Source organism: Mycobacterium senriense (assembly GCF_019668465.1).
Lineage (GTDB): Bacteria > Actinomycetota > Actinomycetes > Mycobacteriales > Mycobacteriaceae > Mycobacterium > Mycobacterium senriense.
Window position 1 is genome coordinate 3,520,885 of the sequence record NZ_AP024828.1, and the last position, 20,140, is coordinate 3,541,024.

Consider the following 20,140-nt stretch of genomic DNA (forward strand, 5'->3'; position numbering starts at 1 on the left):
AGGTGCCCCGACATCGCGGCGCTCTGCATCGTCGCCGGTGCGGCTCACGCGGCACCCCCGCAGAATCGGCGGCCCACCTCGTAATACACCGACCGGCTGTCGCCCAGCATGGCCGCGCCCTGCCAGGCGCGCCGCACATAAAGGTGGGCGTCGTGCTCCCAGGTCTGCCCGAGGGCGCCGTGCACCTGGACCGCGGTCCGCGCACAGCCGGTCGCCGCGTCGTTGGCCGCCGCCTTGGCCAGCGCCGCGGCGGTCCACAGATGCGCCGGGGGTGCGGTTGGGTCGGCGAGCCGGGCCGCCGCCGCATAGGTCAGGGAGCGGGCACGCTCGACGCTGACGTAGTTGTCGGCCAGCGCGTGCTTGACGCCCTGGAACGCGCCGATCGGCTGGCCGAACTGGCGTCGGGATTTCGCGTACTCGACCGAGCGGTGCAGCGCCGCGCTCGCCACGCCGAGGAGGTCGGCGGCCGAGGCCACCCAGGGCGCCACGAATGCCGATTCGAGGTCGACCGGTGCAACCGCGATGGGCTCCGCGTCGATCTCGACGCCTGCCAACGGCTGAGCGGGATCGGTGGATTCGGCCGTCGGCACCGCGGTGACCCCGTCGCCGCACCGGGCGACGGCGGCCACGGTGTCACCGTCGTCGGCGCGGGCCAGGGTGACGACGAGCTCGGCGCGCGACACGTTGGGGACGGCGACGGCCCTGCCGCGCAGGCGTCCCTGGCGCAATGTCATCGGCGCCCCCGGCAGTCGGGATCCCTGGGCGTGGACGGCCAGGGTGGCCACCGCGCCGCCGGCGATGTCGGTCAGCACGGAGTCGAGCCCGGTGTTGCGCAGCAGGCCGGCGGCCAGACCGACGCTGCCCAGCAACGGAATTGGCGCGATGGCCGCACCGCATTCCTCGAGGACCACGGCCAGCTCGACCGGTCCGTAGTCGCCGGCCCCGGGGGTGGCCAGCTCGGTCCAGCCGAGGTCGACGACCGTCTTCCACAGGGCGCGCCAGCGCTCCGGATCGGTGATCGCTTGACGTGCGGCGTCGGGTGGGCACTCCGTACGTAATATGTCGCGTACGGTGTCGCGCAGCGACAGCTGCTCCGAGTTCAGCCCGACGCCCATAAGACCTCTAACATAGTAAAGATAATAAACTAGCCGTGCCGTCAATCGCACGGGAACCCGACGTTGAGGTGGCGCATGGCCGAGTGGTATCTGTTCCTGCCGCAGGTCCGATTGTCGGTGGGCGACATCGCGGACCGGGCAGGTCACGCCGAGGCCAGCGGCTTCGACGGGATCGCCTTCATCGATCACCTCGAGGCGCCCGGGCTGCCCGACGAAAGCATCTGGGAGGCAGTGGGCGTTGCGACCTGGGTAGCGGCCAAGACCGAGCGGCTGCGGATCGGTCACCTGGTGCTGTGTGACGCATTTCGGCATCCTGCCGTGCTCGCGAAACAGGCCGTCACGTTGTCCGAGGCGTCCGAGGGCAGGTTCGAGTTGGGACTCGGGGCGGGATCGTGGCCCGCGGAGTTCGCGAGATTCGATGTCGGCCAACAAGATCCGCGGGCAAGGGTCGAAGAACTCGGTCGCCACCTGGAACTGATCAGGCGGTACTGGGGCGACGATGACGACCAATCCGGTCCGGCCCCGCAGGCTCCGCGCCGGTCCTACCCGATACCGCTGGTCCTGGGTGGAAGTGGGCCCCTGATGATGGAACTCGTTCGCAGATACGCGGATTGGTGGAATCTGCCGGCGAACCAGCTCGACAGGCTGCCGAAGCTCGCCCCGGCCGCGGGAACGGCCCGGATGTCGATTCAGCAGATGGTCGGTTTCGTGCGGTCGGGCGCCGACCCCGACACCGTGCGCGAGGTGAGCACCCGTCGGTTCGGCAACCTCGGGTCCGGGCTGGTCTGCGGCGACGCCGACGAGCTGATCGGGCACTTCCGCGGTCTGGCCGCCCAGCGGGTCGAGCGGTTCTACGTGTGGTTCGCCGACTTCGCGGCCCCCGATTCCCTGCACGAGTTCGGCGAATCGGTGATCAAGGCCTTCCCGGCGGCGTAGACCTCAACCTCGTTGCGCGCGGCGCCGCGCCTCGGTCGGCACCACCGGCGGTCGCGCGAAGGGACCGCGCTCCACCGCGGACAACCGGATCTCCGGCAGATCGACCGACGGATCGACGGTGTCCAGCCAGGCAACCGCCTCGGCGACGTCGGACACTGCGATTGCGTACATCTCGAACGGGACGTCCTGCAGCATTTCGGTGGCCACCGGCCCGGGCGTGACGATGTGCACGCTGATGCCGTCGCGGTCGACTTCGAGCGCCAGGGCGCGCGCGAACGCGTTCATGCCGGCCTTGGACGCGGAGTAGGCGGTGCGGGCGGGCATCGGCTCGTGCGCCGCCGACGACGAGATGAACACCAGGCGCGAGCCCGCCGTCATTTTCGGCAGCACCGCGGACGTCACCACGAAGCACGAATCCAGGTTGGCCGACATGATGGCCTGCCACTGCTCGAAGGTCTGCTTGCGCGCGTAGGTCCCCCCGAGGGCACCGGCCGCGTGAACGACCAGGTCGATCGTCTCCAATCTGCTTATCGCAGCGGGGAATCCGCTGGGGTCGGACGCGTCGGCCACGATGTGACGGGCGCCGATCTCCTCGGCGGCGGCGCGTAGCGGGGCCTCGCGGCGCGCCGAGAGCACCACGTCGTAGCCACGCTCAACCAGCTTGCGCGCGCACCCTTTTCCGATCCCGCCGCTGCCGCCGGTGACCAATGCGGTTCGCATGACCGTTGCAGGCCGCTCGTCAGGGGTGCCGGATATCCCGCGGCCGCGACAACGCCTGCGGGGAGAGCGCATAGATGCGTTGGTCGTGCTGGCCGGAGAGGACATAGGTCTGCGTGTCGGCCAGATGGCGACCCGCGATGCGACGCGCCCGGTCGACGTTGCCCTCGGCGATCGTCTCGGTCAGCTTGACGTGTGTGCTGAGCGCTGCGCGGCGCTGAGTGAGTGAGGGGTAGGTGCCACGGGATGCGCTCTCGTCGGCCCACTGTCGTTCGTGACTGGTCCACAGCGTCTCCAGGCTGCCCACCACCGCAATGATCGTGTGATTGCCGCAGCCGCGGACGACCTGATCGTGGAATTCGCGCCCGATCTCTGTGAAAAGCCGTCCGTCGTCCAGGTTTTCGGCCATCGCCTCGTTGATTCGGGTGAGCTCCGGTATCAGCGTCTCCGCCCGGTCGGGCCGGCGGGCGGCCAACGCGGCGCAGGCGGGCTCGAGTTCCTGCAACGCCATGCCGAGATCGGCGGCCTCGACGGCCTCGCTCTGCAGCAGCAAGCCGAGCATGTAGGCGGCGCTGGACTTTGCCGGGGCGTGCACGACGGCGCCACCACGGTTGCCCCGCCGCACCGAAACCAGCCCCTCGGTTTCCAGAATCCGCAAGGCCTCGCGCAGCGAGACCAAACTCACGTTGAACTGTTCGACGAGCACCTCTTGGCGTGGCAAGAGATCACCGTCCGCGAGCTCGCCGTCGATGATCTGACGGCGCAACTCGTCGGCTACGATTTCGGCGATCCGCGGCGCCGACAACCGGCGCCGGGCGTCGGGGCCAATTCCCAAGGCGGTCATCCGATCCTCGAAACAAATGCAACTCGCTGGCTTAGCTATTTTAGCAGTAATGATATAAATAGCTTCTCTGGTCGCATGTCGATCGGAAGGGCGGGTGCAATTGAGCGAGCGGTCCGAAAGCCGGCCGACACCGCTACACGACTTGCGTGTCGTCGAGATCAGTGACCGGATAGCGGGCAGCTACTGCGGGAAGCTGCTCCGCGACGCCGGCGCGCAGGTGCATAAAATCGAACCGCCGCAAGGGGATTGGTTGCGGCGCTATACCGCAACCGGTTCCTCGCTTGCCCAGGAACGCAGCGCGCCGCTTTTCAGTTACCTCAACGCGGGCAAGCGCAGCATGACTTTCGCCCCCGACTCGCAGCGCTACCGCGACGAACTGGCCGGCGCCGACGTCGTCGTCGTGACGGCAGGGCGGGCGCGCGCCGCGGCGCTGGGCATCGACCCACAACAGTTGCTGGAACACTCGCCGCGGGCGATCATCGTCAGCATCTCCGACTTCGGCTGGACCGGACCCTACGCGGACCGGGCCGCCACCGAATTCACCCTGCAGGCGTGGGCGGGCTCGCCCGGCTTCCGCGGCGATCCGGCCGGGCCGCCGATCTCCATCGGCGGCGAACTTGGGGAGTACATGGGCGGCGTGTTCGCCGCGTTCGGCGCCCTGGCGCTGCGCCGTCGTGTCGAGCAGGGCGGCGCCGGCGAGCACCTGGACCTGTCCATGCTGGAGGCGTTGACCACGATGCAGAGCAGCGAATGGCTGCACTCGCAGCTGCTGCACGTCCCACCGATCCGGCGCACCACCGAGGTCCCGTCGATCGAACCCGCCAAGGACGGCTACGTCGGGATCACCATGGTCACCGGTCAGCAGTGGCTCGACTTCGCCGCGATGGTCGGATGCCCGCAACTGGAGGAGATCGAACAACTGCGGTTTCAGATCGGCCGGTGGCAATATCGCGACTTGATCCGCGAGCAGATCCGTCCGTGGCTGGCCGAGCGCACCGTCGCCGAAATCGTCGAACTCGGACAACTGTTCCGGCTGCCGATCGCCGCGCTGGGCAACGGCTCCACCATCCGGGAGCTGGAATACGTGCGCGAGCGAGAGGTCTTCACCCGCAACCCAGCCGGGTTCGATCAGCCCCGGCCGCCCTGGCTGATGTCGGTGTGTGCGCCCGCAGCCGTGGGTGACACACCCCATTGTGGTGAGGCTGACAACGAGTCCCCTTGGCGCCGTGTGGAATCCGCCGCCGAGCCGGAACTGGACGGGCTGCCGTTGGCCGGTGTCCGCATCGTCGACCTCACCGCGTTCTGGGCTGGGCCGGCCGCGACCCATCTGCTGGCCGCCTTCGGCGCCGACGTCGTCAAGATCGAGTCGATCCAGCGTCCCGATGGCATCCGATACTCGGGCGGGATGCGCACCGACGTGGACGACTGGTGGGAGTACGGCTGGGTGTTCCACGCGATGAACACCAACAAGCGTTCGGTCACACTGGATTTGGGCTCCGAGCACGGCCGCCGTCTGTTCACCGAGTTGGTCGCCGGCGCCGACGTCGTGATCGAGAACTTCTCGCCGCGGGTGATGGAGCAATTCGGGCTCACCGACGACGTGCTGCGCGAGGTCAACCCGAAACTGGTGTTCGCCCGGATGCCCGCGTTCGGTGTCGAGGGGCCATGGCGGGAACGCGTCGGCTTCGCTCCCACCATGGAACAGATCGCCGGCCTGGCCTGGGTGACCGGCCTGCCCGACGCGCCGCCGGTGACACCGCGCGGGGCCTGCGATCCGCTGGCCGGTGTGCACGCCGCGTTCGCCGTACTGGCCGCGCTGAACTTCGCCGAACGCACCGGAACGGGCCAGCTGGTCGAACTGCCGATGCTCGAAACCGTGCTCAACGCCACCGCGATTCAGGCGATCGAGTCCGAGGTCTTCGGGGTGACGCTGAGCCGTCGCGGCAACCGCGGTCACAGCGCGGCGATCCAGAACATCTACCGCTGCGCCGGGTCCGACGACTGGATCGCGATCACCGTTCGCGACGACGCGCAGTGGCGGGCGCTGGTGGACGTGATGGATCGACCGGCGTGGTGCGGCGATGACGAATTCTCCACCGTCGCCGGGCGGCACGGTCGAGGCGACGACATCGATGGACGGCTGGCGGACTGGTTCGCCGGGCAGCCACTTGATCTGACCGTGGAGCGGTTGGCTGGCGCGGGCGTTCCCGCGGCCCCGGTGGTGTCACCGTCGCTGGTCACCGACAATCCGCAACTGCGCGAGCGCGGCTTTTTCGAGTCATTGCACCATGCGAGTACCGGCCTCGGCCTGTACCCCTGCCCGCCGTTCGCTCGGCTCGCCGGTCAGGACCAGTGGCTGCTGCGGCCGCCGCCCAGGCTGGGCGAGCACAATGAAGAGATCCTGCGCGATCGGTGCGGGCTGACCGACGAAGAACTGACCCGCCTCGCGACCGGCGGGGTGATCGGGACCCGACCCAAGGGACTCTAGAGAAGTGGAGGGCATCTGATGCGAGTAACGGTCGACGAGAACTTGTGTGAGGCCAACGGCTTCTGCGAATCGCTCGCGGCGGAAGTGTTCGAACTGGGTGACGAAGACGTGGTGCAGATCGCGGACGGCCCCGTGCCGCCGCGCCTGGAAATCGACGTGCGCGCCGCAGTGGACCAATGTCCCAAGGCCGCGTTGCGTCTGCAGGACTGACTCAGCGCCGCTCGGTCAGCGAGATGGCCATCTCGTCATAGATCGACATGTTGGTGGTCAGGTTCGGATGGGCCACCTTCGCCGGGCCGATCTCGATGTCATCGCAGCGCAAAAACAGCTCGTCGAGGACCGCGCGGAGTTCGGCGCGGGCCAGCATCGCGCCCAGGCAGTGATGTGGTCCGCCGCCCCCGAACGCCACGTGGGGATTGGGCTGGCGGCCGATGTCGAAGGTGAACGGGGATTCGAAAACCTCCTCGTCGCGGTTGGCCGAACGCAGCGTCGACACGACGCGATCGCCCTTGGCGATGCGCTGGCCGTCCATCTCGAGGTCGACCTTCGCGGTGCGCGTCCAGTACGCCACCGGCGACGCCCAGCGCAGCACCTCCTCGACCGCGCCGGGCCGCAGCGCTTCGTCCGCGCGATAGCGGTCGATCTGCTCGGGATTGGCGACGAACGCCTGCAGCCCGATGGCCAGTGCGTTCTTGGTGGTGTCGCTGCCGGCGAATGCGAGCACGAAAAAGAAGAACTCGAGTTCGTTCTCGGGCAGGCTGAACTGTTCACCGTCGTCACCGGTGATCACCGCGGAGGCCAGCGTGCTCCAGATGTCGTCTGTGGGATCGCGCCGCTTTTCGGCGGTGAGCTCCATCGCGTATTCGAAGACCGAGCCGAACAGCTCGAGTTCCACCTGCCCGCTCGGGCCCGCCTCGGGCGCAAGCGCCTTGAGGATGCGGTCGAAGATGTCGAAGATTCGCGGCCGGTCCTCCTCCGGGATGCCGATGATGTCGCCGATCACCGACATCGGTAACGCGTCGGCGACGTCCTCGATCCAGTCCCCACCACCCTCGGCCAGCAGGCCGTCGATCATCCGCGCCGCGCGCGCCCGGATGCCGTTCTCCAGCTTGGCGATCGCACGCGGGTTGAAGGCGTTGGAGATCAGTTTGCGGCGCTTGTTCAGGTCCGGCGGGTCCAGCGTGATGATCGTCGGGAACGACGAGAACATGGCGACCGGCTGAATCAGTGGGCCGTCGGCCGCGGTGAATGACTCGGTGTCGCGGTGCAAGCGGACCGCGTGCCGGTGTTTGGTAGCCACCCAGAACTGGCGCTGGACGGTGTCGGCGACACCCGGTGTCAGATCGTGCTTGAAAAGTGGCATGGTGCGCCGCAGGTCGGCGAACAACTCGTCGGGAAAACCGTTACGCCATAAGGCGAAGTCGGAAAGGTCCACCGCAGCGGCCGTCATGCGAACCCCCATTGGCTCAGGCACCTCGCGACCGCCGGCCGGCGTCGCGTTGACGTTCAATGTCTAAAATAGTAAAAATAGACTTTAGTCGTCGAAACGCGGTGAGGTAAGAGCGGCCCAAAATGCGCCCGGCCGCGTGGGAAACGGAGTTCTCGTGACGAATACGATTCCAGAATCAGACCCTTCAGAACGGGAGTTCGGTCCGGGCGGCATCGCGCTGTCGACCTACCGTTTCCCGACGGGCTGGTTCATCGTCGCCTTCGGAACCGACCTGGCTCGCGGACAGGTCAAGCGTGCGCACTACTTCGGCGAGGAGTTGGTGCTCTTCCGCACCGCGTCGGGCCAGGTCCACGTGATGGAGGCCTACTGCCAGCACCTGGGCGCCAACCTCGGGGTCGGTGGCACCGTGGAAGGCGAAAACATCGTCTGCCCCTGGCACGGCTGGCAGTGGCGTGGCGACGGAACCAACGCCCTGATTCCCTACAGCAAGATCGGCTGCAAGAACAACGTCCGCATCCGGACCTATCCGAGCATGGAGTGGTACGGCTTCATTCTGGCCTGGCACGAGCGCCACGGCCGGGCGCCGTACTGGGAGCCGCCGGTGCTGCCGGAACTGGAAACCAACGAGTACTACCCGCTGCACCCGCACACCCAGATGCTCAACCGCGTCAAGGTGCATCCGCAGATGATCATCGAAAACGCCGCCGACCCCTACCACGTTCAGTACGTGCACAAGGCCGCCAATCCGGCCACCACGGCGTCGTTCGAGGTGGCCGGCTATCACCTACACGCCACCGTCAACGCCCATTTCGGTGGCGGCCGGGCGCAGACGTGGCTGACCCCCAACGGCCCGGTCGACGCCAAGATCATCTACGACAACTACTCACTGGGCCTGGGCGTGGTGCGCTTTCCCAGCGAGCTGGTGGCCACCGTGCAGGTCACCGGCCAGACGCCGGTCGACGAGGACTACACCGACTACTTCTACACCCAGGCGTCCGTACGTGAACCGGGCGACAGCGGTGACGTGCCCACCGGCCGTGCCGCCCGGTTCCTCGCCCTGCAGCAAGAGGTCATCAAACAGGACTTCTTCACCTGGGAGAACATGAAATACCTGGAAAAACCGAACCTGGCTCCCGAGGAGGCGCACGACTACGCGGCCCTGCGCCGGTGGGCGCACCGCTTCTACCCCGGGCAGGAGCCGTCGCCCTCGGACTTCGGTTACAGCGCCGACGGCGAGCCCGACCCGGCGGCCGCCAAAGCTTGATCACAGCCAACCCGCCTGATGTGCGCTGACCGCAACGGGCCCGCGCGGCCCTCCGATTACGGCGTCGAGCGTTTCACCGTGCCGGCAGTACTCGATCGGCGCGCGCAGCAGTGCCCCGATCGGGTGATGATGTCGATCGACGGAGTCGATGTGACGTTCGAGCAGATGCGCCAGCGTTCCTGCGCGGCGGCGAACCTGTTGACCGACTTGGGTGTCGGAGCCGGTGATCGCGTCGCGTTGTTCACCGGCACCTGCCCGGAATGGGTGTACTTCTGGCTGGGCGCCGCGCGGATCGGGGCGGTGAGCGCGGCGATCAACGCCGCGAACAAGGGCGACTTCCTGCTGCACGCCCTGCGGCTGTCGCAGGCCAAGGTGATGCTGACCGACGCCGAGCGCCGCCCCCGCGCGGCCGAGGTCGCCGACGCAGCGGACTCCCTGACGAGCATTGTGGTGCAGGATGATTCACTGACCGCGGCGCTGGGTCAGGACACGAACCGCGCGCCGGGCGACGGTCCCGGAGCGCCGGGCGACCTCGGCTGCTTGTTCTACACGTCGGGCACCACCGGCCCGTCCAAAGCGGTCGCCACGACCTGGCACTACCTGTTTTCGGTGGCCGCGACCGTCGCTTCGGCCTGGGAATTTCGGGAGGGCGAGGTGCTGTGGACGGCGATGCCGCTGTTTCACCTCAGCGCGGCACCCAGCATATTGGCGCCCATGCTGGTTGGCGCAACGACGGTGCTGGCCAAGGCTTTTCATCCCGGTGAGGTGTGGGACGACATACGTGGCCGCGGTGCGATCGGATTCGCCGGCGCCGGCGCGATGGTGTCGATGCTGCGGAATTTGCCCGCGGATCCGGGCGACGCACGGCTGCCGTTGCGGTTCATCTCCGCCGCGCCGATCGATGCGGACTCATACCGCGAGATCGAAAAGCGTTACGGCTGCCGGATCGTCACGATGTACGGGCTCACCGAGGCGTTTCCCATCGCGGTCAAGGCGCTGGCCGACGACGGGGTTCCCGGGACGTCGGGGCGGCCGAATCCCGATTTCGAGGTGCGCATCCTCGACGAATCAGGAAACCCACTGCCCGCCGACACCGTGGGTGAGATCGCCTGCCGGCCCAGGCATCCGCACGTGATGAGCGAGGGTTACGTCGGCGCGGATTCGCAGATAATGCCGCATCCGGAATGGTTTCGCACCGGCGATCTCGGGCGGCTCGATCGCGATCAGAATCTGACATATGTGGATCGAAGCAAGGATGCGTTGCGCCGCCGCGGCGAAAACATCTCTTCGGTCGAATTGGAGAGGGTTGTCATGCGCCATCCCGCCGTGGCGGAGGCCGCCGCGATCGGCGTGCCCAGCGACCTGGGAGAGGACGACGTCCTGGTGGTCATCACGTTGCAGCCGGGCGCCACTTTGGATTTCGCGGAACTCCTTGACTTCTGCGCGGCGCGCATGCCCTACTTCTGCGTGCCGCGGTTCGTGGAGACCGTGAGCGAACTCCCCAAGAATGTGATCGGCCGGATCCGCAAAGACCTATTGCGCGAACGGGGGGTCAATCCGGGAACGTGGGATCGGGAAAATGAGGGGTATATCGTTAGCCGTTAGGTTCCGTTAATGTCACGTAATAGTCGTTGAGTTGCCTTAGTGTTCCATCAGCCGATTGCTGGCAGTCATTTCCGAGAGAGGCTGGAAAGCGATGACCATGACTTATCAGGAACAGCAAATGCTCCAAGCCGTCACCGGGCGCGCTGCCATCCTGGACCTGAGTGCTCGGCACAATCGGGCCTATTCCGACGGCAACCGCAAGCGCTGGATCGCGACCTTCCGCCATTCCGGCGCCAGCTACACCCGCGACGGCGAGGTGTTCGACGATCTGAGCGCGGCTTTCGATGGCGGTGATGGACAGCGCATGATCACCGTTGATCACGAGATCAAAGTCGACGGGGTCGATGCGGTCCAGCGTTGTGTCGCCGTCTTGTTCGCCAGTATGTTCGGCGACATCGCGCTGCGGGCCACCGGCACCTTCAAGGACAAGCTGATCTACGAGCGCGGTGGCTGGTACTTCACTTCCCGCGTGCTGGAATGGGATTCGGTCCCGAGCCGGCACCCGCTCGTCATGTGAGCGACACCGATACGTGGATCAGGATTTCAGGCAGCGGCTGGCCTTCGGCAGCTACGAAGATGCGCTGCGGATGGTCGGCACGAAAGGCGAGCCCCGCACCGCTGCGACCGCGGTCAGCGCCGCCCGCATCCAGTTGTTCGCCGCGATGGTCCGGGACGGCAATCGCTCGTATTGGGATTCAGAGTTCGCCGGGCAACAGTGGGGAGGCCTGCTGGCGCCGCCGGCGTTGTTGATGGGCTGGCTGATCACGCCGCCGTGGCAACCCGGGGGTCGCGGGACGGCTTCGTTGATCGCCCTGCAAGTACCGCTGCCCGGTGCCACATTCATCAACGCGGCCAACGAGGTTGAGTTCGGCCCGCCCATCGTCGAGGGCGACGTGTTGACCGTCGTCGACGAGCTGGTCTCCGTGTCACCGGAAAAGCGGACGCGGCTGGGCGTCGGTCATTTCGTCGAGACGCTGGAGACCTTTCGTCGCCAGGACGGGACCGTGGTGGCCACCTGCCGCAATACCCTGTTCCGCTTCACTCCGGGGGCCTCTTCGTGAGCGGCGACGGCCTGGACTGGAGTCAGATCACCGTTCCGGTCGAGCTACCCGAAGTCGTCGACCACATCAGCTACCAGCGGGTGGTGGAGAACGCCGGAGCGACATGGGACTATTTCCCCGGCCATTTCGATCCGGAATACGCTGCGGCTCAGGGGAATCCGACGATCTACGTCAACACGATGCACCTGGCCGGTTTCGCCGATCGCGTCGCGACGGACTGGGCCGGTCCGAGGTCGCGCGTGGTGCGCCGGTCCATGCGGCTGGCCGGATCGGTGTATGCCGGCGACACGATGATCGGCCGGGGCCGGGCCGTGGCGAAGCGCCGGGACACCTCGGTGGACCCGCCGCGCTGCCTGGTCGACGTCGAAATCCAGGTGACCAATCAGCATGGCGCGCTGTGCTGCCCGGTCGAGCTGACCTTGCAAGTGCCCGAAACTCCGCACGATGGATGACGTAGGCGAACTCCATTTGGCGGTGTGCCGACGGTTCGGCGAGGCGGTCAGGGCGGCGGACGGCAAATGGGACCGTCAATCCCCGTGCGACGCTTGGGATGCACGCGCGGTGCTCGAGCACGTGATCGGTTTTCATGACGTACTTCTGTTGCGCCCCTTAAAACTGAAGCCCGAGCGGCCAAGTGGCGATCCGCAGATGCGATGGCAATTAACCTATGACTCGCTGGCAACGGCGTTTGAATTGGGTCGAGCGGCACAACTCGCCGAGTACCGGCTGATGCCGAACCTGACCCGTGATGTCCTGGTTCACACCTGGGACCTCGCCCGCGCGGTGGGCGCCGATGACGGCCTGGGCCCCGCCTGGTGTGAGCTGTTCTGCGCCGGCCTTCCGGAAGGTGCGCAGGCCTTGGCCGCGTCCGGGATGTTCGGTGCGCCGGTTCCGGTCGGCGACGAGACCGATGCGCAGGCAAAGCTTTTGGCACGGCTTGGCCGCGACCCGCGGTGGGAGCCGGAGATCTCATAGGGCGGTAGCTATCCGCTGCATATCAGTGTCTGAAGCTCGATTTGCGCACACCACCTTTGGGACGGGGATCGAGGGAGGCCGTTTTTGTCGGTGGTGGCTGCGATGATGACGTCATGTCTTCGACCGCATCCGCTGGCGCCGTGCTGGTGAATCCTGGCGAGCGCCTTGAGGCGTTGTTCGAGGAGTTGGCGGAGTTGACCGGTCAGCGCAACGCAATCGATGGGCGCATCGTGGAAATTGTGGCCGAGATCGATCGCGACGAGCTCTGCGGCGTCACCGGCGCGCGGTCGCTGCCGGCGTTGGTGGCCTGGAAGACCGGCTGCTCGCCGGCGAACGCGCACACGATCGCCACCATCGCGAGCCGGCTACAGGAGTTCCCGCGCTGCGCGGCGGGCATGCGGGAGGGTCGGCTTTCGGCCGATCAGGTCGGGGTGATCGCGGCGCGGGCGGGCGATGGATCCGATGAGCATTACGCAGAGCTCGCCGCGGTCGCGACGGTTAACCAGCTGCGCACCGCGGTCAAGCTGGAACCGCGACCCGAACCGAAATCTCGGTCAGATCGGCCTGAACCGGAGGCCTCGATCACCAAGACCTCCGACGATGAAGGCAGCTGTTGGCGGATCAAACTTTCGCATTCCGATGCGGCGAAGTTCGACGCGGCGTTGGCATCTCATCGTGATGCGCTGATCTCCGAATGGAAGCGCGATCGCGACAATGGCGACCGCGCCTGCGAACAGCTGCCGCCGATGCCGGGCACTGTCGAGGCGTTCATGCGCCTGGTCGAGGCCGGGTGGGACGTCGAGGCGGCCCGCCGGCCACACGGGCAGCACACCACCGTGGTGGTGCACCTCGACGTTAAAAAGCGTGCCGCAGCACTGCATCTGGGTCCGCTGCTGACCGATGCCGAACGCCGATACCTGACCTGTGATGCCACCTGTGAAGTCTGGTTTGAACGCCACGGCCAGGTCATCGGTGCCGGCCGGGCGACGCGGCTGATCAACCGGCGGCTTCGCCGCGCGCTGGAGCATCGCGACCGCACGTGCGCGGTGCCGGGCTGTGGTGCCGTCCGCGGTCTACACGCCCATCACATCCGGCACTGGGAAGACGGCGGCCCCACGGAGTTGGCCAACCTGGTGCTCCTCTGTCCCTACCATCACCGGTCGCACCATCGTGGTGTCATCACCATCAGCGGTGCCGCGAGTTCTCTCATCGTCACCGACACCGCCGGCCGATCACTGAGCCCGGGATCGCTGGCGCGCCCACCAACTCAACCCCCGCCCACGGTGGCGCCTTGCCCGGGACCTACCGGCGAGCGCGCCAGCTGGTGGTGGTACGAACCCTTCCAACCCCAACCACCACCGGCAAACAACTAGCTTGATGCGGCACCGATCACCGCGGCAAAGCATTGAAGCTCAAATGCGTTGCGGCATCCAACAATCCGCACATGCTCGGCCGCCTACCGCGTAGTTGACGCCGTGCCCGACAACCGCAGAACCTATAGCGGCGGCAGCTGACCCTTGCATACCAGCGTCTGCAGCTCGACGTACTCGTGCAGGCCCTCGGGCCCGAATTCACGGCCGATGCCGGACTGCTTGAAGCCGCCGAACGGTGCGCCGATGTCCAGGGTGTACATGTTGATGCCGTAGGTTCCGGTGCGGACGGCGGCCGCGACGTCCAGGCCGTGTTCGATGTCGGCGGTCCACACCGAACCGGCCAGACCGTAGTCGGTCTCGTTGGCGATCCGGATCGCGTCGTCCTCGTCGCGGTAGCGCAGCACCGTCAGCACCGGACCGAAAATCTCCTCCCGGGCGATGCGCATGTCGTTGGTGGCACCGGCGAACAGCGTCGGCTGCACATACCAGCCGCGCTCGGACGGGCTCCGTTCACCACCGAGCACAACGCGCGCGCCTTCGCTGCGGCCCGACTTGATGTAATCCTGAACCCGGCGCTGTTGTCGTTGGGCCACAAGCGGTCCGATGTCCGTCGACTCGTCGGCCGGGTCGCCGACGTTCAGCCCCGACATCATGTCGGCCAGCGCGTCGACCACCTCGTCATGCTTGCGGTCGCTGACCAGGATCCGGGTCTGTGCGACGCAGGCCTGGCCGTTGTTCATCAACCCCGCGGACTTCAATCCGGCCACCGTCTTGGCGATGTCGGCGTCGTCGAGGATGATCGCCGCGGACTTGCCGCCCAGCTCCAAACTCACCCGTTTCAGCTGCTCGCCGCACAGGGCGGCGATGCGGCGGCCGACGGCGCTGGAACCGGTGAACGCGACCTTGTCCACCCCGGGATGGCGGACCAGCGCCTCACCGATCTCGGGGCCGCCGGGCAGCACCGACACCACGCCTTCGGGCAGCCCGATCTGCTCGATCATCTCGGCCAACCACAAAGCGTCCAACGGCGTTTCGGGTGCGGGCTTGATGATGACCGTGCAGCCCGCGATCAGCGCCGGGATCAGCTTGGGCATGATCAGAAATTGCGGCACGTTCCACGGCACAATCGCCCCGACCACCCCGACCGGGGCCCTGCGCAGATGGACCTCGCCGAGCACACCCTGGCGGCGTTCCTCCCACGGGAACTCGCGGGCGGCGGCCAGCGAGAGGTGGATCAGCGCCGCGGCGGCCGCCCCCTGGCCCATCCGGCTGAAGCTGCGTGGCGACCCCATCTCGTCGGTGATGAGATCGGCCATCTCGTCGGCGTGGCCGGCGTAGATCCCGGCGAGCTGTTCGACCTTGGCCATCCGGTCGGCATGGGTCATCCGCGGCCAAGGGCCGTGGTCGAAGGCGTGCCGTGCGGCGGCGACGGCTGCGTCGACGTCCTCGGGGCCCGCGACCTGGACATGCCCGACCGGCTCTTCGGAGTGCGGCGAGATCACGGCGAGCTGCTGGGGATTGGCGGGCTTGCGCCACTGGCCCCCGATAAACAGTTCGTTGTAGGAGCGATGGCCAGAAGTCTCTGTCATCGGGCACTTCCTCAGGGGATTGGACCGCGACCGCAATTTCGCTATTCACGCTAACATAGCGAAAAAAGCAGCGAGGCCCGATATGACCAGCGATTGGCGCAGTTACCCGTTCCGGTTGGTGCCCGGCGATGACCAGTTGGAGTTTCCCGCCGCGGAAGGCGAACACCCCGACCAGGAGTCGGACACCTGGTTCATCGCCGGTCAGCTTGACGCCGCCGAGACCGATCGCTCGTTTGCCTTCCTGACCATCTTCAACAAGAACCGCCCCGGGGGAACGGTCGTCGCGGACTTCTACACCATGGCGCTGTTCGACCTCGACACCGGCGACTACGGCACCTTCACCGACTACGACATGCCACCGGCCAATATGGAGCCCGGCGCCCAGCGCAAGCTGACGACCGCGTCCGGCCATCTCGACATCAACTACCACAGCAGCGTGGGGACCGCGTCGTGGACGACCAGCCGCAACGGCGATGGCGAACTGCTGCCCTACACCTACCGGGTCAGCCTGGTCGGGCAGGACCAATCCGGGCGGGCGATGCGGTTGGACCTGGCCGTAACACCAACGCGCGCACCGACGCCGGTGGGCGCGTCGACGTACAACGGAAAGATCGCCTGCTTCGGTCAAAGCGACACCTACTCCTATTTCCAGACCGGCATGGCGATGACCGGCACCTTGCGCTGGGGTGACGTGGTGCAGCAGGTGTCCGGCGCCAGCGGGCACGTCGATCGACAGTGGTTCCCCAAGTACGCCGGCGGCGGTGGATCGGGGGGAGACCCGCGGGCCAGGTCGCACGAATGGCGCACCATCAACTTCGACAACGGCGTCGACCTGAGCATCTGGCGCCAGTTCGACCGCGCGGATGGCAATGCGCTGCAGCCGTTTACCGGTATCACGACAAGCCACCCGGACCCCGCGATCGCGCCGCAATGCGCCGAGGACATCGAGGTCACGGTGAGCAGCTACGTGCGATGGCCGGAGGCCATGCGGCCGCTGGTGCGACCCCCCGCCCCGGCCCGGTACCTGCCCGACCGGCACCGGATCACCTGTCGCACACTGCAACTGGACCTTATCGGCGAGCCGTTGGTGGCGGCCCCGGCGCACGGCCTGCCGATCGAGTACATGGAGGGCCCCTATCGCTACCGCGGAACCATGTGGGGACAACCGGTGACCGGCTTCGCGTTCAACGAACGCTCGCTGGCGTTGTACCGGGATTGGGAACTCGTCGACGTCCTGTCCACTACGGTTGCGAGCCTGGTACCGCCGGAGCCCACTTTGCAGACCATGGTGGATCAAGTCGTGCCGCTGGTGGCGGCCGGCCGGCGCAAGGACGCCATCGAGCTGCTGTTCCGCTCCGCACCCGTCGAAAACGACACGCTGGCAAAGCTTTTCGACGATCTGATCGCGGTGCTGTCAGCCGACCCCAACTGACTGTGACAGCGCCCGGGCCCACGTGATGTGGCGATGCTGCAACCCCGGCTCGTTGCGGCCGAACACCAGGTGGTCGCGGGCGCCCGACTCGAGATTGGCCTGCAGCCCCTCGGCCAGCCGGTAGTCCTCGTCGCGCACGGTGGCGTGCGCATAATCGAAAACGTCTTGGACGGCGGCTGCCACCGCGTCATCGGAGACGTCCTGCGGTGTTGCGTTCTGGTGGACGGTGATTGACCTGCCGGGCCGATCCCCGGGGTACACCCGGAACAGCTCGCCATTGGCGATCGTCACCGAGAGCACGATATTGGGGAACAGCGCATAGATCACCACCACGTTGTAGAACGGACTCCACTGATCCTCGGGCACGTCATCGAGGTCCCGGATGGTGTTGAGTGGAAAGATCAGCCGGTGGTGTGGTCCGTAGGAGTCGAACACCGTGCAGTTGCTGCGCGCGATCGTGCCGAAGGTCTGTTGATGGACGGTGGCGAAATGATAGTTCTCGGCGAAGGTGTCGATCGCCAGCTTCCAGTTGATCGGGGAGTCGAGCACCTTCTCGCCCAGCGGGGACCAGCGCCCGATGCCCCACGAGTCGAGTTCGTCGGCCAGTGGGCCCAGGTGTGCCGCCACGTCCAGCGTCGCGCCGGGATCCAGTGCCACCCAAAGGAATCCGGCGAATTCGGTGGCCGGGAGCTCGGTCAGCCCGTCGGACTTGATGGCCACTTCCGGGAACCCCTCGCGTCCCGGAAGCGCCACCAAGTGCCCCGTGTTGTCGTATGTCCAGGCGTGGTACGGACAGGTGAACCGCGTGGCGGTGCCGCAACCCGAGACCACCTGCGACTGGCGGTGCAGACACACGTTGTTGAACGCCTTGACCGTTCCCTGCGTGGTTCGGGTCAGCAGGATGGACCGTCCCATCACCGTCTTCGTGCAGTACGCACCCGGGGCGGGAAGTTCCGAGACGTAGCCGACCAGCTGCGGACTGGCCAGCAGCATGGCCCGATCCCGGTGGTGCCGCTCGGTATCCGTGTAGTCCCGCGCGTCGACCATGTGCTGGGTCGAAGCGAGATCGGTCGTCTTGTCCCGCGCCAACTTCAACGCGCGCCGCGTCAGGGCGATGAGCTGGTCGTGCTCCATCCGCCCAGTACAGACCTTGTCACAGTTGTAAGGTCAAGGGGTGGCTGAGCAGCTGTTGATCGGCGACGTCACGGCCTTGACCGGCATCGCTTCCGGCCGCATTCGCCATTACGAGAAAATTGGATTGCTACACGCCCAGCACCTGTCCAACGGCTACCGGGTCTTCAACCTCGAGCAGGTCCTCGACCTGCTGCGCATCGATCTGATGCGAAGCCTCGGCGTCGGTATCAATGACATTGCGCGGTTGATCGACGGCGGGCACAGCACGCTGGCCGGCCTGCTCGACGAGCACCGTGCGCTGCTGATGGAGCAACGGGAGCGGATCGACCAGCTGATCCAGGCCATCGATGCCGCCACCAAGTGCACCGACGCGGACCTCAACGAGGACATCCTGCACCGGTTGGCGACCACCCACCGCGACAGCATCGGCGTGATCGGGCGGCTCAGCGCTCCGCTGCCGGCGCCCGTCGCCGCGATGTACGCCGACCTGTTCGACGAATGGGACCTGCCGGTTCCCGCGTTGTTCGGTCAAATGGTGCTTCCGACGGCGGCCAGCACCCTGTTGTCGCAACTGGCGGAGACCCCGGGCCACGAGGTGCTGTTCGCACGGTTGCGCGGCCTGGCCGCCGACGTGATCGCGTTACGCGAGGACGACGCTGGGGCACCGGAACTCGCGCGCCGCTGGATCGATGAGCAGCTGGCCGATCCCCTGCCCGACGAGGTGGTCGGCGTGCTGCGGGGAGTGCAACCGCTGCTGGAGCGCGATCCGGTGATCGTCCAGGGATTTCGCACCTGGGCGGGATCGATCAGCCCGGCGGCCGCCGACTTCATCGAGGAGATCTCCCAGCAGACCGCCCGGCGCGGAGTGGAAGCCGTGAGCGTCATCGTGCTGCCCGCGCGTCAACCCGTTCAAACGAACGATGCGGCACTGTGATGGATATGTGATCCGTGTGACGAACGTGTCGCATGGGGTTTGTGTCGTACCCTGTGGCTTGTGTCATCCGTTTCGCGGCGCGATCTGTTCAGATTCGCGGCCGCAACGCCGGCCCTGCTCGGCCTGGGCGCCGCCGCCGCGTCGCTGAGCGCGGCGCCCGCATCGGCGTCGCTCGGCACCCTGCTGGACTACGCGGCCGGCCTCATTCCGGCCAGCCAGATCCGGGCCGCGGGCGCGGTGGGGTCGATTCGGTACGTCTCGGACCGTCGCCCCGGCGGCAACTGGATGCTCGGCAAGCCGATCCAGGTTGCCGAGGCGCGCGACCTCGACAGCAACGGACTCAAAATCGTGTCCTGCTATCAGTACGGCAAGGCCAGCACCGCGGACTGGCTGGGCGGTGCCAATGCCGGTCTGCAGCACGCGCAGCGTGGGATGCAGCTGCACGCCGCGGCCGGCGGGCCCGCCAGTGCACCCATTTATGCCTCCATCGACGACGACCCCTCCTACGAGCAGTACAAGAGCCAGGTGGCGCCCTACCTGCGTTCTTGGGAGTCGGTTATCGGTCATCAGCGCACAGGCGTGTACGCCAATTCGAAAACCATCGACTGGGCGCTGCACGACGGATTGGGCTCCTACTTCTGGCAGCACAACTGGGGCTCGCCCAAGGGATATGCCCACCCGGCGGCCAACTTGCACCAGGTTGAAATCGACAAACGCAGCGTCGGAGGGGTCGGCGTGGACATCAACGAGATTCTCAAGCCCCAATTCGGCCAGTGGGCCTAGTGCCCGATGCCGCCGCCCGGCGCCGCCGAGACTCTCATTCTTAAAAATTCCAGCAAACACTCGTTCGCTCGTTTTCCGGGAGCGCGCGGGCGGGCGATCGTCGTCCGATGCCGCCGACGGCGCCGGGACGGCACTCCGCGACCTAAAATTTTTATATAACGATTCGATAACAAGACTGCTTTGATCTGCGCAGTTATAGCTACTCGACCGTAACCACCTTCATGCAGCGGGTTTGGTAATCGGGTTCGCGCCGCCGGTGAAACCGGGTGTTACCCAGGACACGGTTACCCATGCGTAGAACTCATCAGTAACCGATCAGCACGCGAAACGAGCGTGGCTCCTTATGACACTCTTAGTACAGCCGATGGAGTCCGTCGCGCCGCTCAGCCCCAGCCGGGCGGTCCGCCGACAACACACCGGCCGGCCGTTTTCCCGGCTGT

General features: G+C 66.6%; 19 protein-coding genes. 13 read left to right on the forward strand and 6 right to left on the reverse strand.

Going from position 1 to position 20,140, the window contains the following annotated elements; genetic code table 11:
- Nucleotides 1-44: 44 nt before the first annotated feature.
- Nucleotides 45-1,115 carry an acyl-CoA dehydrogenase family protein gene (locus tag MTY59_RS16895; protein WP_221042171.1) on the reverse strand — a complete coding sequence of 357 codons (1,071 nt, stop codon included), beginning with the start codon at nt 1,113-1,115 and terminating at the stop codon, nt 45-47.
- A 75-nt stretch (nt 1,116-1,190) separates the two neighbouring features.
- Here MTY59_RS16895 and MTY59_RS16900 point away from each other — a divergent pair, with 75 nt between their 5' ends.
- Nucleotides 1,191-2,051: an LLM class flavin-dependent oxidoreductase gene (locus MTY59_RS16900; RefSeq protein ID WP_221042172.1), complete on the forward strand. Its 861-nt coding sequence runs from the start codon at nt 1,191-1,193 to the stop codon at nt 2,049-2,051.
- A 3-nt stretch (nt 2,052-2,054) separates the two neighbouring features.
- On the opposite strand, the gene MTY59_RS16905 is transcribed toward MTY59_RS16900, so the two are convergent.
- Nucleotides 2,055-2,771 (reverse strand): SDR family oxidoreductase, encoded by a 717-nt coding sequence (locus MTY59_RS16905; RefSeq protein ID WP_221042173.1) that lies wholly within the window; start codon nt 2,769-2,771, stop codon nt 2,055-2,057.
- 19 nt (nt 2,772-2,790) lie between these two features.
- On the reverse strand, nt 2,791-3,612 hold the full coding sequence (locus MTY59_RS16910; RefSeq protein WP_221042174.1) for a FadR/GntR family transcriptional regulator: 822 nt from the start codon (nt 3,610-3,612) through the stop codon (nt 2,791-2,793).
- A 94-nt stretch (nt 3,613-3,706) separates the two neighbouring features.
- Between MTY59_RS16910 and MTY59_RS16915 the strand changes: the two genes are divergently transcribed.
- Together MTY59_RS16915 and MTY59_RS16920 are read left to right on the forward strand one after the other, a co-directional pair.
- On the forward strand, nt 3,707-6,100 hold the full coding sequence (locus tag MTY59_RS16915; RefSeq protein ID WP_221042175.1) for a CaiB/BaiF CoA-transferase family protein: 2,394 nt from the start codon (nt 3,707-3,709) through the stop codon (nt 6,098-6,100).
- Between the two features lie 18 nt (nt 6,101-6,118).
- The gene (locus MTY59_RS16920; protein ID WP_085289185.1) at nt 6,119-6,310 is read left to right on the forward strand and encodes a ferredoxin; all 192 of its coding nucleotides are present in this window, start codon (nt 6,119-6,121) and stop codon (nt 6,308-6,310) included.
- A gap of 1 nt (nt 6,311) precedes the next feature.
- On the opposite strand, the gene MTY59_RS16925 is transcribed toward MTY59_RS16920, so the two are convergent.
- On the reverse strand, nt 6,312-7,610 hold the full coding sequence (locus MTY59_RS16925; protein ID WP_415822357.1) for a cytochrome P450: 1,299 nt from the start codon (nt 7,608-7,610) through the stop codon (nt 6,312-6,314).
- 94 nt (nt 7,611-7,704) lie between these two features.
- On the opposite strand from MTY59_RS16925, the gene MTY59_RS16930 reads away from it, so the two are divergent.
- The 7 genes from MTY59_RS16930 to MTY59_RS16960 all read left to right on the forward strand — a co-directional run bounded on the left by MTY59_RS16930 (nt 7,705) and on the right by MTY59_RS16960 (nt 13,828).
- A complete protein-coding gene (locus MTY59_RS16930) occupies nt 7,705-8,814 on the forward strand; it encodes an aromatic ring-hydroxylating oxygenase subunit alpha (protein ID WP_221042177.1) in 1,110 nt (369 codons plus the stop codon).
- Between the two features lie 18 nt (nt 8,815-8,832).
- Complete coding sequence (locus MTY59_RS16935) at nt 8,833-10,419, forward strand: AMP-binding protein (RefSeq protein WP_221042178.1); 1,587 nt, start codon at nt 8,833-8,835, stop codon at nt 10,417-10,419.
- A gap of 91 nt (nt 10,420-10,510) precedes the next feature.
- Entirely contained in the window at nt 10,511-10,936 is a 426-nt protein-coding gene (locus tag MTY59_RS16940) for a nuclear transport factor 2 family protein (protein ID WP_221046485.1), read from the forward strand.
- Nucleotides 10,937-10,949: 13 nt separating this feature from the next.
- A complete protein-coding gene (locus MTY59_RS16945) occupies nt 10,950-11,480 on the forward strand; it encodes an FAS1-like dehydratase domain-containing protein (RefSeq protein WP_221042179.1) in 531 nt (176 codons plus the stop codon).
- Nucleotides 11,477-11,932, forward strand: coding sequence for a MaoC/PaaZ C-terminal domain-containing protein (locus MTY59_RS16950; RefSeq protein WP_221042180.1), 456 nt, complete (start codon nt 11,477-11,479; stop codon nt 11,930-11,932). Before MTY59_RS16945 ends, MTY59_RS16950 begins: the two co-directional genes overlap by 4 nt.
- Nucleotides 11,925-12,455 carry a maleylpyruvate isomerase family mycothiol-dependent enzyme gene (locus tag MTY59_RS16955; protein WP_221042181.1) on the forward strand — a complete coding sequence of 177 codons (531 nt, stop codon included), beginning with the start codon at nt 11,925-11,927 and terminating at the stop codon, nt 12,453-12,455. The genes MTY59_RS16950 and MTY59_RS16955 overlap by 8 nt, the downstream gene beginning before the upstream one ends.
- Nucleotides 12,456-12,568: 113 nt before the next feature.
- Nucleotides 12,569-13,828, forward strand: coding sequence for an HNH endonuclease signature motif containing protein (locus MTY59_RS16960; protein WP_221042182.1), 1,260 nt, complete (start codon nt 12,569-12,571; stop codon nt 13,826-13,828).
- 122 nt (nt 13,829-13,950) lie between these two features.
- Here the strand turns inward: MTY59_RS16960 and MTY59_RS16965 are convergent, their stop codons facing one another.
- Nucleotides 13,951-15,417, reverse strand: coding sequence for an aldehyde dehydrogenase (locus MTY59_RS16965; RefSeq protein WP_221042183.1), 1,467 nt, complete (start codon nt 15,415-15,417; stop codon nt 13,951-13,953).
- A gap of 82 nt (nt 15,418-15,499) precedes the next feature.
- Here MTY59_RS16965 and MTY59_RS16970 point away from each other — a divergent pair, with 82 nt between their 5' ends.
- Nucleotides 15,500-16,849 carry a carotenoid 1,2-hydratase gene (locus MTY59_RS16970; RefSeq protein ID WP_221042184.1) on the forward strand — a complete coding sequence of 450 codons (1,350 nt, stop codon included), beginning with the start codon at nt 15,500-15,502 and terminating at the stop codon, nt 16,847-16,849.
- Here the strand turns inward: MTY59_RS16970 and MTY59_RS16975 are convergent.
- Nucleotides 16,832-17,983, reverse strand: coding sequence for an aromatic ring-hydroxylating oxygenase subunit alpha (locus tag MTY59_RS16975; RefSeq protein ID WP_221042185.1), 1,152 nt, complete (start codon nt 17,981-17,983; stop codon nt 16,832-16,834). The genes MTY59_RS16970 and MTY59_RS16975 overlap by 18 nt on opposite strands.
- A 40-nt stretch (nt 17,984-18,023) precedes the next feature.
- Here MTY59_RS16975 and MTY59_RS16980 point away from each other — a divergent pair, with 40 nt between their 5' ends.
- Nucleotides 18,024-18,917, forward strand: a complete 894-nt coding sequence (locus tag MTY59_RS16980; RefSeq protein ID WP_221042186.1) for a MerR family transcriptional regulator — start codon at nt 18,024-18,026, stop codon at nt 18,915-18,917.
- A 60-nt stretch (nt 18,918-18,977) separates the two neighbouring features.
- The gene (locus MTY59_RS16985) at nt 18,978-19,700 is read left to right on the forward strand and encodes a DUF1906 domain-containing protein (protein WP_221042187.1); all 723 of its coding nucleotides are present in this window, start codon (nt 18,978-18,980) and stop codon (nt 19,698-19,700) included.
- The last annotated feature ends 440 nt before the right edge of the window (nt 19,701-20,140 follow it).